The organism is Pseudoalteromonas mucoides (assembly GCF_049257175.1).
Lineage (GTDB): Bacteria > Pseudomonadota > Gammaproteobacteria > Enterobacterales > Alteromonadaceae > Pseudoalteromonas.
In genome coordinates, this window is record NZ_JBMMUC010000015.1 from 127330 (window position 1) to 140529 (window position 13200).

The 13200-nt window shown below is 39.9% G+C and carries 13 protein-coding genes; 11 read left to right on the plus strand and 2 right to left on the minus strand.

Features of this window, described 5'->3' with window-relative positions; all coding sequences use genetic code 11:
* Positions 1-360: 360 nt before the first annotated feature.
* On the minus strand, positions 361-1266 hold the full coding sequence (locus AAEU30_RS16425) for a LysR family transcriptional regulator (RefSeq protein ID WP_421961430.1): 906 nt from the start codon (positions 1264-1266) through the stop codon (positions 361-363).
* Positions 1267-1446: 180 nt separating this feature from the next.
* On the opposite strand from AAEU30_RS16425, the gene AAEU30_RS16430 reads away from it, so the two are divergent.
* Both AAEU30_RS16430 and AAEU30_RS16435 read left to right on the plus strand, forming a co-directional pair.
* Entirely contained in the window at positions 1447-2412 is a 966-nt protein-coding gene (locus tag AAEU30_RS16430; RefSeq protein WP_421961431.1) for a class 1 fructose-bisphosphatase, read from the plus strand.
* 235 nt (positions 2413-2647) lie between these two features.
* Complete coding sequence (locus tag AAEU30_RS16435; RefSeq protein WP_421961432.1) at positions 2648-3319, plus strand: HAD family hydrolase; 672 nt, start codon at positions 2648-2650, stop codon at positions 3317-3319.
* 38 nt (positions 3320-3357) lie between these two features.
* On the opposite strand, the gene AAEU30_RS16440 is transcribed toward AAEU30_RS16435, so the two are convergent.
* On the minus strand, positions 3358-4191 hold the full coding sequence (locus AAEU30_RS16440; RefSeq protein WP_421961433.1) for a DeoR/GlpR family DNA-binding transcription regulator: 834 nt from the start codon (positions 4189-4191) through the stop codon (positions 3358-3360).
* Positions 4192-4536: 345 nt separating this feature from the next.
* Here AAEU30_RS16440 and AAEU30_RS16445 point away from each other — a divergent pair, with 345 nt between their 5' ends.
* From AAEU30_RS16445 to AAEU30_RS16485, 9 genes are all read left to right on the plus strand, one after another.
* A complete protein-coding gene (locus AAEU30_RS16445; protein WP_421961434.1) occupies positions 4537-5448 on the plus strand; it encodes a sugar kinase in 912 nt (303 codons plus the stop codon).
* Complete coding sequence (locus AAEU30_RS16450; protein WP_421961460.1) at positions 5448-6443, plus strand: TRAP transporter substrate-binding protein; 996 nt, start codon at positions 5448-5450, stop codon at positions 6441-6443. Before AAEU30_RS16445 ends, AAEU30_RS16450 begins: the two co-directional genes overlap by 1 nt.
* The gene (locus AAEU30_RS16455) at positions 6440-6943 is read left to right on the plus strand and encodes a TRAP transporter small permease (protein WP_421961435.1); all 504 of its coding nucleotides are present in this window, start codon (positions 6440-6442) and stop codon (positions 6941-6943) included. Before AAEU30_RS16450 ends, AAEU30_RS16455 begins: the two co-directional genes overlap by 4 nt.
* Positions 6940-8232, plus strand: coding sequence for a TRAP transporter large permease (locus AAEU30_RS16460; RefSeq protein ID WP_421961436.1), 1293 nt, complete (start codon positions 6940-6942; stop codon positions 8230-8232). The genes AAEU30_RS16455 and AAEU30_RS16460 overlap by 4 nt, the downstream gene beginning before the upstream one ends.
* A gap of 39 nt (positions 8233-8271) precedes the next feature.
* A complete protein-coding gene (locus tag AAEU30_RS16465; protein WP_421961437.1) occupies positions 8272-9045 on the plus strand; it encodes a glucose 1-dehydrogenase in 774 nt (257 codons plus the stop codon).
* A gap of 55 nt (positions 9046-9100) precedes the next feature.
* Positions 9101-9931 (plus strand): 5-dehydro-4-deoxy-D-glucuronate isomerase, encoded by an 831-nt coding sequence (gene kduI / locus AAEU30_RS16470; RefSeq protein WP_421961438.1) that lies wholly within the window; start codon positions 9101-9103, stop codon positions 9929-9931.
* 208 nt (positions 9932-10139) lie between these two features.
* Entirely contained in the window at positions 10140-11306 is a 1167-nt protein-coding gene (locus AAEU30_RS16475) for an NAD(P) transhydrogenase subunit alpha (protein WP_421961439.1), read from the plus strand.
* Complete coding sequence (locus tag AAEU30_RS16480) at positions 11303-11578, plus strand: NAD(P) transhydrogenase subunit alpha part 2 (RefSeq protein WP_421961440.1); 276 nt, start codon at positions 11303-11305, stop codon at positions 11576-11578. Before AAEU30_RS16475 ends, AAEU30_RS16480 begins: the two co-directional genes overlap by 4 nt.
* A 7-nt stretch (positions 11579-11585) precedes the next feature.
* Positions 11586-12956 (plus strand): NAD(P)(+) transhydrogenase (Re/Si-specific) subunit beta, encoded by a 1371-nt coding sequence (locus tag AAEU30_RS16485; RefSeq protein WP_421961441.1) that lies wholly within the window; start codon positions 11586-11588, stop codon positions 12954-12956.
* Positions 12957-13200: the final 244 nt, after the last annotated feature.

The window sequence follows — 13200 nt, forward strand, 5'->3', positions numbered from 1 at the left end:
TATTTATATGAAGTAACATCAGCTAAGTTGTAGTGAGTCTGTGATGTTTGCTTCTATTAAACAGATGGAAAGTGGGCTAATTGATTATATTTAAACATGTGAGTTACCTATTATTGTGTGTGTAATAAAGCTTGAATTAGTGTTTGATTTATTTTGATTGAAAATGCTTGTATTTAGTTATACTGGTTAATGTTGTGTTAAATGTCAAGCTGTGGTTTTCAGATGGTATGTTGTGAGGTTATTTCTATTTATGGCGCAGCTATCTTTAAGCGCTACTTTGACAGCTATCTTTAAGCGCTACTTTGACAGCTATCTTTAAGCGCTACTTTGACAGCTATCTTTGGTTAAAGGGGGAGTAGATTAATTAAAAATATGTTCTAGCGATTGGTATTCTTTTTTTATACTTTGAATAAGTCGTGTAATCTTTTCGGGTTTATGGCGGGTGTAAGGGTAAATGGCAAACACACCTAAAGAGCGAGCTTTATATTGATGTAATACTTGTACAAGGGAGCCAGCTTGTAGCTCTTCATATACGCTACACTTTGGAACATAAATTAAACCTATATCGTTAAGAGCTGCTTTTTTTAACGACAGAGCATTATTTGAAGACATACTCCCTTTGACGAGAATTGACTCGTGTTGTCCGTCTTTTGTAAAGCGCCACTCATTACTGCCGTTTGCTTGCAGATCATAACAGAGACAATTATGCATTTTAAGATCATGTATTTCTGCTAGTTGGTTTGCAGACTCCAAATATTTCGGAGAGCAGCAAACAACCCAACTCGATTGTAATAAAGGTACGGCGATCAAGGATGAATCTGCAAGATCAGCTGTTCGAATAGCTAAATCTACTCCTTCTTCCACTAAATCAATAAGCTTGTTCTCAAGTCTTAACTCAATGGTAACTTTAGGGTACTTTTTGCAAAACCTAGCAACTAAATCAGCTAAAAGTAACTCTCCTGAGATTGTTGGGACAGACATGATTATATGGCCAGATATCTCTTGAGAAAGCTCATTAATAGCGGAAAAAGCATCATTGGCTTGCTGGTTAATTCCTTTTGCATGTTTGTACAAAAGCTTTCCTGCATCTGTCAGGCTTAGTTTTCTTGTCGTTCTATAGAGTAGTTGGGTGTTTAATTCTTGCTCTAATGCAGATACTTTCTTACTAATAACTGTTTTTGATAAACCAATTTTTAATGCAGCCTGGCTGAATGAGTTTTCCTCAACGACTGCGGCAAATATAGCGAGTTCAGAAGCACCGATCATGAAATAGCCTTGATTATGTATTATTTCGAAACAGTTTATTTGTTTATTGTCAATATACACATAAATAAGCGCGGAGTATATTGTTTGGCTGATAAATCGCTAGTAAATGTTTTAGCCAATAAGCAGAGAGCACCGGCGAGTAGTCACGTTTAATATCATGATAAAAAGTAGGAAAGTAAGTTGCAAAGATTAATACCGGTACTAAAAAAAGATAATGTTGAGCTAGAATTAATTATGTTGATTAGAACAATTCTTGCTGCATCAAAAGAGATATCATTTAGAGTTAGTCAGGGGGCATTAGCTGGCGTTCTGGGTTCTACCTTAGATGAGAATATCCAAGGTGAAGTGCAAAAAAAGCTGGATGTTATCGCAAACCAACTACTCAAAGATATGTTATTGGATGATGATTCTGTTCGCGCAATTGCTTCAGAAGAAGAAGACTTTGTTGTTCCAGGCACACCAGAAGCACCTTATATCGTTGCATTTGATCCATTAGATGGTTCATCTAATGTGGATATCAATGGCCAAATAGGTACCATTTTTACGATATATAAAGCAAGAGATGATGTACCAGATGATAGCGAGCTACAGTTTGCTCAAAAAGGTGATCAACAATTGTGTGCTGGATATGTCTTATATGGTGCTTCAACTTTACTTGTTATGACTACCGGCGGACCGACGCGCTGTTATACTCTAGACTCTACACATGGAGGCTATTTGTTAACAGACAATAACTTCGAGATACCGGTAAAAACCAAAGAATTTTCTGTAAATATTGCTAACTACCGATATTGGCCTGAAAAGATTCAGTCTTATTTTGATGAATTATTATATAAAAGTGATGCATTTTCTGGCTCATCTATGAGATGGAATGCTGCAATGGTTGGTGATATTCACCGTATTATAAGCCGTGGTGGATTATTCTTGTATCCACAAGATAATAGAAATGGGAATAGTAATGGCAAAATTAGACTACTTTATGAGGCCAACCCATTAGCTTTGCTTGTAAAAAATAGCGGTGGCTTAGCAACAAGTTTAGGCCAGTCAATTTTATCAATTGAGCCAACATCCCTTCACCAGCGTGTTCCTGTAGCTTTAGGATCTAAAGAGCAGGTTGAATATTATAATAAGATTACTACTCAGTGATTATTTAATAACCGGTGCGCTACAAATGTGCTAAGTCATTCTCAAGCTTATAGTTCAATTAGAAGTTTGGGATGACTTTTAGGTGGGTTAGTTAAATCTGAAATATATCTCGCTATTAAACCAGAGTGACATGGCTAATAATGAGCTATTGTGATTGATTTTGTTCTAACATAATATAAATGGTATGAAGATAATGATGATTTATAAATCAAACTTAGACTGGAGCGTGTAGGTTTTGCGTACTCATATATTTGATATTGATGGTACTTTAACTAAAAGTGGCAATGATTTATGGTTCTTAATTATGCAAGAGCTATGTGAACCTAAAGCCTTTAGAGCATTAGTTTTGGACTGGGAAGCAAAAAGTAAAACTTATGAGAGTTCATATACACTTCTTGTAGGCACTCTCAAATTACTCCGAAATATTGAAAATGCTGAAGAAAAAATTTTTAACACAGCTAAAAAACTGACTCATGGTTTGATAGATAAGAAACTTGTACCAAATAAAGCGCTTATTGCTCTTAGGCAAAGTATTCATGCTTGTGATTTAATTGTACTAAGTACAGCTAACTACTTTGAAGCTGCTAAAGGATTCACAGAAGCATTACTGGAACGAAACTTAATTAGTCAGTTTGAATATAACCAGCTTGTTATTCTTGCAACTAATACCGATTGGGGTAAATATTCCGTAGAGTGCTTTAATATGGGTGATGTGAAAATACATACATTTTATAGGTTTTTACAACAAAAAAACTATCCATTGAAGGTACCTGACAAGGTATTTATTGATGATCCCCAATTTAATGATGCATCACTCGCTAATGAATCTCTAGAAGTTGTGGTTGTAGATAACCTTAAAAATAGGGATTACATACGAAATACAGGGTTTGAGCGAGTATTTTGGTAATTTAATAAGCCCTAAGAGCAAGGGCTTATTAATGAAAGTTACGCAGCGGAAAAAGGTACGATGATAACTTCAATCCCTTTACTCTCAAAATCTTTAATTAGCTTCATGTCTGCATTTGAGTCAGTGATTAAAATATCCACCTCAGACAATGGGCAAAATATAAAATTACTGTGCTGACCTAACTTAGTACTATCAGCTAATATAACTAATTTTTCAGTCTGTTTCTTTAATTTTTGTTCTGATCTAATGAGTAAAGGATCTGATTCCATTACACCAAACTCCCCTATCCCTGGGGTACCCATAAACATCATAGTGGACCGATAGTTCTCTATCGTATCACTCTCATACGAGCTGAGAATAATACCTTGATCTCTATAAATCTCTCCGCCTGGTAGCGAAACTTGATTCTCACTATTCTCAGTTATGTAGTTGGCTAAAACAAAAGAGTTGGTGAGAATATTTAATTGTAAACTAGATAGAAACTCACCCATCATGTAAGTAGAGCTACCACCATTGATGATAATAGAGTCCCCATCCGAACATAGCTCTACAGCACGCTTAGCAATTAGCCTTTTTGTATCGGCTTGCTTTGTTTTATCTACACTAAAAGAAGTACTGGCTATTTGAGTTTTTTTCTTCTCTTTATTTGCAGATTCTGCACCGCCCCTTATTTTTGTGATTTCACCACGCTTGGCCATTTTAGTGATGTCACGCCGGATTGTTGCTTCGGAAGCATTGAGCTGTTGAGTCAAACTTCTAACACTTGCGAATTGACTCTTTTCTAAAATATCAATGATCAATTGTTGTCTGTGCTTTTCAAGCATTGGCAACGTTTGTTCACTCGACTCAGTTTTTCCAGAAGATTTATTCATATACCGATAAATTAGCCATTTTAATATAGTCTTCACACGATAACACAGTTTGATTTAAAAAGACAGTTTGTGACAAATGGTGATTTTTGATTGTTGTTCAATGTGCTTGAACACAGTTTTAGGCTAATTAAGAATCAATTTTTAACGAAAAACCACTGCATCATGACTAGATTATTTGACAATACAAAACTATTCGGTCAAAATCGCTCAAAGTGGTCATTTACAATCATATAACCTGTAGTTAAAATCGTTCTGTAAATTTTTAACACTTTTGATGAAAGTGCTCATTAGCCAGCATGATTTTATTTAAAGCCGCTTATGTTAATTGAATCTAAGGATGTAATAGTGAAAGTCGCAGTATTAGGTGAATGCATGGTTGAATTAAGTCAACAGGCAGAAGAGCAATTTAAACTAGGTTTCGGCGGTGATACTTTAAATACTGCTGTCTACTTATGTCGATGTGATGGGCAAGCTGATTACTTTACTGTTTTAGGAGATGACCTTTACAGTAAAGGTATGCTTGAAGCGTGGCAAAATGAAGGTGTAAATGTTGAGCACGTAAAAATTAAAAAGGGGCAGTTGCCGGGCTTATACATTATAAATAACGATGATGCTGGTGAGCGCTATTTTAATTATTGGCGTCAAAATTCCCCTGTACGCTCAATGTTGACTGATTTCCCTGAAGTATTAGAAGAACTGCAAGAATATGAAGTAATTTTCCTCAGTGGTATTACTTTATCTCTTTTTCCTCAAGATGATTTGATTGCTTTATTCAATTGTTTAACACAATACCGTAAAAAAGGTGGTTTAGTTGTGTTTGATAACAATTACCGACCTCGTAATTGGATGAGTGTGGATACTGCCATAGATGTATTTAGTAAAATGATGTCGTTAACAGATATCGCTTTGATTAGTTTTGATGATGAAAAGTCCTTATACGGACAGCATTCAGTCGATGAGTGCATTGATCGTTGGGCGGAAGCCGGAGTTAATGAGGTAGTGGTTAAAAATGGCCATCATGGCTGCCACTTATTTAAAGATAATCAACGTTTTTTTCACCCTCTAAAATCTATCCTATCACCAGTAGATACAACTGCTGCAGGCGATTCTTTCAATGGCGCCTATTTAGCCGCCAAGTTACAAGGTAAGTCGGTAGATGACTGTATTAGTGCAGGTCAGCGATGCGCAAGCACAGTAATTATGCATAAAGGCGCTATTATCGATAAAGAAATAGCACTGACAAGCGGAGGCTTATGATGCTTAATAAACTCGTTTTTAAGTCTTTCATAGTGGCATTGTCTTGTTTAATGCTGTCAGCATGTAATAACAAAGATGAAAGACACACATCGATTCGTCTGGCGCATCATTTAGATACAAAACACCCTGTCCATAAATCACTTGTTCATATGAATGAAGTGTTGAAGGAGCTGTCAGGAGGAACGATGGAACTAGTTATCTATCCGTCTGCACAAGTGGGTACTGAGCGCGAAGTACTGGAGCTTCTGCAGATTGGTAGTATGGGGATGACAAAAGTGTCTGCTAGCTCCCTTGAAGCATTTGTTCCGCAAATGAAAGTTTTTGGTCTTCCATATTTATTTAATGACCATGCGCATTATTGGAGAACATTAGACAGCAACATAGGGCAAGAATTACTTGATGCAGGCACTCCATTTCTAATAAAAGGTCTTGGATACTTTGATGCAGGCAGTCGTAGTTTTTATTCTACTAAGCGTAAAGTAGAGAAGCCTGAAGATCTTCAGGGGCTAAAAATAAGAGTTATGAGCAGTAAAACAGCTGTAAGTATGGTTAACACTATGGGTGGAGCTGCAACTACTGTCAGTTGGGGTGAGTTATATACAGCTCTCCAACAAGGGATTGTCGGAGGTGCTGAAAATAACCCTCCTAGCTTTTATTTCTCAAAGCACTATGAGGTGAGTAAGTATTATTTGTTAGATGAGCATACTTCAATTCCTGATGTAATAGTTATTGGTACAAAGGTATGGAACAACCTTAAGCCACAAGAACAACAATGGTTAAGTCAAGCGATGAGTGAAGCAACAGAGTATCAAAAAATACTTTGGGCTGAATCGACTGCAATGTCTTTACAAAAAGTCAAAGAAGCAGGTGTTGAAGTGATTATTGCAGACAAAAAGCCGTTTCAAGAGAGTGTAAGTCCTATTTATGAATCGTTAGAAGGTACGTTGCTAGAGCCTCTCGTTGAAGATATAAAAGCTTTAGGAGAGTCAAAGTGAAACAATTTGAACATGTCTTACACACGATTGACCGTTCTTTACGGGTTTTATTAGCCATCATGATGGCTTTGTTAGTAGTTGATGTTACTTGGCAAGTTTTAACACGGTTTGTACTACCACAGCCAAGCTCATTTACTGAAGAAATTGCTCGCTTTTTGCTTATTTGGATCAGTTTGCTTGGAGGCGCTTATGCCTATAGAGAGCATAGCCACTTAGGCTTTGATTTGATTGTGAGGAACTTATCGACAGCAAAAGCAAAAGTTGTTTTTCAGTTATGTTGCTTACTCGTGGCTATATTTGCGATCACTGTACTGATAATCGGTGGTTTTAATCTAGTACACCTAACTTGGACTTTAGGTCAGCACTCGGCGGTGTTAAATATACCAATGGCCGGCGTGTATATCGTATTACCCCTTAGCGGATTGCTATTTTTACTCTATAGCACCTATTTCTTTTTCAATGCTTCAAGTTATTCATTCGAGCAGGAGGACATCATATGATCAGTATAATTTTGTTTGGTGTTTTCGCACTGTTACTGCTAATTAATTTACCAATAGCATTGGCTATCATATTTGCCACATTAGTGACTATGTTGGCGACAATTGACACATTACCGGCTCTGACGACAATAGCCCAGAGGCTAACGGCTGGTATTGATAGTTTTGCGTTACTTGCTATTCCGTACTTCATTCTATCTGGTTATATCATGGGACAGGGCGGTATAGCATTACGATTGATTGAGTTTGCCAAAGTATTGGTCGGGCGCCTTCCAGGAGGCCTAGCATTTGTAAATGTGATCTCATGCGCACTTTTTGGTTCTATATCAGGCTCTGCTGTGGCTGCGACGTCAGCGATTGGCGGTTTCATGATCCCTGCAATGAAAAAAGAGGGGTATGACAAACCTTTTAGCACGGCTGTAACCGTTACCGCAGCGACAACTGGTATGTTAATTCCTCCAAGTAATATTTTGATTATTTATTCACTTGCTAGTGGCGGGGTTTCGATCGCTGCATTGTTCATTGCAGGTTATTTGCCAGGACTATTAGTGACACTCTTGCTGATTGCTGGCGCTGCGATATATGTTAAACGTAAAAATATTCAGCCGTTGTCAAAAGAATCAATAGGACCGTTTTGGCCTTCATTATTTGGAGCTATTCCAAGCTTATTTTTGATTGTTTTGATCATCGGGGGCATCATTGGTGGGTTCTTTACACCGACGGAAGCTGGGGCTATAGCTGTACTCTATTCATTGGTTGTGTCTTTAGTGTTTTATAAAGAGCTGAGCTACAAAGACCTTTATCCAATTTTACTTAAAGCTGTTAATACAACGGCTATTGTGATGTTGTTAATTGGCGCATCATCTGCAATGTCTTGGTTAATGTCTTATGAGTTAATTCCGCAGACAATTAGCCAAACACTATTAGCATTATCAGAAAATCCGTTAGTTATCCTATTAATAATTAATATTACATTGCTATTGATAGGCACCTTTATGGACATGACACCTGCAGTATTGATATTTACACCAATATTTCTACCTGTTGCAGAAAGTTTGGGTATATCACCATTACACTTCGGCATCATGATGATCTTAAATTTATCAATCGGGCTGTGTACACCGCCGGTAGGTAGCGTGCTATTTGTTGGCTGTAGCATTGGTAAGGTGTCAATTAGTCAAATAGTTAAACCTATATTGCCATTATACGTGGCAATGGTAGTTGCACTTATTTTAGTCACAATCTTCCCTTCGATTAGTGAATTTTTACCTCAACTTTTAGGTTTAATCTAAGAAGGTCTTTAATTTAAACCGTTAAATAGGAATTTAGTAATGAACACATATTTACAGCAACAGTTTGGTTTAGAGAATAAAGTTGCAGTTGTAACCGGCGCTAGCCGTGGTTTAGGTCAAGCGATGGCAATAGCACTGGGTGAAGCTGGCGCAACAGTTGTAGCCGTTGGCTCAAAGGTTGAGAATGTTGAAAGCACTATCTCTTTATTGAAAGAAAAAGGTGTGACATGTTTGGCGCTTGGTTGCGATCAAGGCGATGGCGACCAAATCAAACAAGCAGTTGCAGATACTATCAGTGAGTTCGGGCAGATAGATATTTTAGTCAATAATGCCGGTACAATTAAGCGCTCACCAGCGCATGAGTTTTCAGATGATGACTGGAACGAAGTTATCAATACAAACCTAAATGGCGTGTTTAAATTTTGCCGTGAAGCGGGTAAACACATGCTTAAACAAGGCTCAGGTAAAATCATCAATATTGCTTCACTACTGAGCTTTTCAGGTGGTATTACAGTACCAGCCTATGCTGCTAGTAAAGGTGGTGTAGCGCAGTTAACAAAAGCATTAGCAAATGAATGGGCATCGAGCAATATTCAGGTAAATGCAATCGCACCAGGTTACTTCGAAACGGATAACACTTACAACCTACGTCAAGATAAAGAGCGTCATGAAAGTATCACGGCTCGTATTCCAAGTGGCGTTTGGGGTAAACCTGAAGATCTAGCCGGTGCGACAGTCTTTTTATCAAGTAATGCAGCAAATTATGTAAATGGCCATGTCATGTTAGTTGATGGCGGATGGATGGCTCGCTAAGCCATTATTATTTCAAATTTTTAAATGTATAAACCAATTATACAAAGGGGCAATTATGGACTTTATGTTCTCAGCGGATATTAGAAGCTACAAGACAATGCGTAATGATGAACTACGTGATGCCTTTGTAACCGCACCATTATTCGAAGCCGGTAAAATTAATTTAACGTATACCGACGTTGACCGTGCTGTGATTGGCGGCATTACACCCGCGGGTGAACCAATCGTCTTGCCAACCCATAAAGAGTTAGCAGCGGATTATTTTTGTCAACGCCGTGAAGCGGGTGTGATAAATATTGGTGGTGAAGGGCTTATCACCGTTGATGGTACTGAATACCCAATGAATAATCGCGACAGCTTGTATATTGCGAAAGAAAGCCAAGAGGTGGTGTTTTCATCAAAGGATGCAGCGAACCCAGCGAAATTTTATTTGGCATCGTACCCAGCACACCGTGTAACAAAGACTGTGCACGTACCAAAAAGTGAAGCGAAGTTCATTGAGCTTGGATCACAAGAGACATCAAATGAGCGTACGATTTTCCAATCGATTCGCCCAGGTATTGTGGATAGCTGTCAATTAGTGATGGGTATTACAGAGCTTAAAAAAGGCAGTGTGTGGAACACGAAGCCACCACACACCCACTTTAGACGTACCGAAGTGTATATGTACTTCGACTTACCGAAAGATGAAAAAGTATTTCATTTAATGGGTGAGCCAACGGAAGTGCGTACATTACCGATTGAAAGTGAAGTGGCGATAGCGTCACCGAGCTGGTCAATACACAGCGGTGTGGGCACATCTAACTATACGTTCATTTGGGCGATGGGTGGTGAAAACCAAGAGTTCGATGATATGGACCACATTGAGGTGAGTGCACTACGTTAGTTCGATGATGCATCTTAACTAAGCGTTCGCCAACCACGTACTGGCGTTCGCCAGTACGTTATATCCTTAAACAGTTTAAGCAAGTCATCATCTAGCCTTGCCTGTTTGAGGTCACCCTACGTTGCCCACAGAGTGGGTATTAAACTTCTATCCGACACGATGTGTTGGAGGAATTGTTGCACCTTAAATTTAGGAATGAGGAAAATTTATGGCCAAAATAGTGTGTTTAAAAGAGGCTGCTAGCCGAGAGCGGCGGTGTGGGCTATTGCCTGCGAATGTCAAAGCGTATGTATTGTTAGGGGCTGAAGTCATTATTGAATCAGGGCTTGGTGACGGTATTTTCATCACAGATGAAGAGTACGTTAATGCAGGCGCTACAGTGCTTAAAAACCGCGCAGAGATTTTAGCGCAAGCAGACGTAATTTTATCGGTTGATAAATTGCCAGTGGAGGATATACCTCATGCGAAAGGTAAAACGGTTATCAGCTTTTTAGACCCGTTTAACAGTCATGATTATGTGGATTCACTTTGTCTCAACTTAGTCACCAGCTTTAGCGTCGAGATGATCCCGCGGAGCACACGTTGCCAAAAAATGGATGCACTGAGCTCGCAAGCTAGCTTGGCAGGGTATGTAATGGTGACAAAAGCAGTCGCAGCGTTGCCAAGTATTTTACCTATGATGATGACGGCTGCGGGAACAATTAAGCCCGCTAAAGTGTTTGTTATTGGTGCGGGTGTTGCTGGGCTACAAGCGATTGCGACTGCAAAGCGTTTAGGTGCGGCAGTGACGGCATTTGATACACGAGCGGTGGTCGCAGAGCAAGTGCGCTCGTTAGGCGCCAAATTCCTAGACATTGATTTAGGGGATACAGGGCAAACAGCACAAGGGTATGCACAAGCACTTACTCCAGAGCAAATGGCAAAACAGCAGGCGGCGCAAGCGCAGTGTATTGCACAATCAGACATTGTTATCACGACAGCACAACTGTTTGGTCGTAAACCGCCTGTGCTTATCAATCACGAGACTATTAAGTTGATGAAAGCGGGGTCAGTGATTGTGGACATGGCTGCACAGAGTGGTGGTAATGTTGCAGGCTCAGTGGCGGGTGAGTCTACTGTGATTGATGGAGTCACAGTCATTGGGTCAGGTAACTGGTCAAATGAAGTGGCTCTTAATGCCTCACAAATGTACGCCAATAACCTATTTAATCTCGTGAGTGAGTTTTGGCAAAAAGGCAGTAAGCAGTTTGCGATTGACCTTGAGGATGACATTCAAAAGAGTGCGGTGATTACGCATCAAGGCGATATAACAAATCAAACAATCAGTGAACTACGAGCGCAACAACAGGAACAACCAGTGGAGCAGGCATCATGACCGATATTTATCTTTTATTCATATTAATGCTCGCGATATTTGTAGGGTTTGAGCTTATTCGTAAGGTGCCAGCGACGTTACATACGCCGCTCATGTCAGGTGCGAATGCGATATCGGGTATTACCGTGATTGGGGCATTGAGTTTAGCCGGTGGTGAGTCAGATGAACTAGCGACATGGTTGGGTGCTGCGGCCGTGATGTTGGCAACAGTGAATGTAGTGGGGGGTTACCTAGTGACTGACCGCATGCTTGCGATGTTTAAAAAGCGCTAGGAGAGAGATGATGGATTATTTAGTACTTATCAATGCAGTCTATGTGCTGTGTGCCTTACTGTTTATTTTTGGTTTAAAGCTATTAAGCCACCCTTCTACTGCACGAAAAGGTAACCTGCTATCAGGGCTTGCGATGTTAATTGCGGTAGTGGTTACGTTGTTAGATAAGCAAATTATTTCGTTTGAGTTTATTTTAGGCGCGATAGTACTTGGCTCTGCGGTGGGGGTGTTTGCGGCGAAGAAAGTTGAAATGACGTCAATGCCAGAGCTTGTCTCATTGTTTAATGGTGTGGGTGGTTTAGCGAGTTTAGCGGTGGCATATGCGGCCATTGTGAATGATGCATCAGCGAGTGTATTTGTTCTGATTGTGAGCTTTTTAGCGCTGCTTATCGGTGCCGTCACGTTCTCGGGCAGTGTGGTTGCGTGGGCAAAGTTAAGTGAACGGATAGTGGGCCGCCCGATTGTCTTTAAAGGACAAGCGATTGCGAATGTAGTGCTTATTCTAGCGATAGCGGCATCGGGTTATTTATTGGTGACAGAGCCTGCGATAACGACTTGGCACTATGTGGCTATTGGTTTGGCGCTATTAATGGGGGTGATGTTAGTACTGCCGATAGGTGGTGCAGATATGCCGGTGGTAATTTCATTATTAAATAGCTACTCAGGGTTAGCAGCGTGTGCAGCAGGCTTTGCGTTAGAGAACAACCTATTGATAGTGGCCGGTGCGTTAGTGGGAGCCAGCGGGATCATTTTAACGAACATCATGTGTAAAGCGATGAACCGCTCCTTAGTAAATGTACTGACGTCAGGCTTTCAAAAAGTGCACACGAGTGAAATGAAAATAGAGGGTGAGATAAAGCCACTGAGTCCAGATGATGCCTTTTATGTGTTAGAAGCGGCGCAATCGGTATTGGTAATCCCGGGTTACGGTATGGCCGTTGCGCAAGCTCAACATACGATGAAAGAGCTGCAAGCGTTATTGGAAACCAATGGTGCTGAAGTGGCGTATGCGATCCACCCTGTGGCAGGGCGTATGCCGGGCCACATGAATGTACTGCTTGCAGAGGCGGATGTGTCATACGAACAATTATTTGAAATGGATGAAATCAACCCACGGATAGAAGGGTTTGATGTGGCGATAGTGATTGGTGCAAATGACGTGGTGAATCCAGCGGCAAGGGAAATGGTGGGGAGCCCAATTTATGGTATGCCGGTTATTAATGCCGACTTAGCGAAGAATGTGTTTGTACTTAAGCGTGGCATGGCGACGGGTTTTGCGGGTGTTGATAACCCATTATTCTTTAAGCCAAATTGCCGGATGATATTTGGTGATGCAAAAGAAACGCTAAATAGCCTTGTGCGCCAATTTGCTGATTAAACTTTATAGAAATAAAGTTTAATCAGCCTAAAGGCACCTCTATCTGAATGAGGTGTCTTTTTTATATAAGGTCAGGTTTTTAATAACCACCTACAACTCTTCTTTATTATTAATGAGATGTTTATCACATTTCTCTTATCTTCTATTTGTGTAACTTTCGGTTCGATCTTAATCTCAATTCAAATTTAGCGAGTATGCGCATCGGGGTCTCTGATTACATTAGTTAGATTAAGTTAGTTAATGG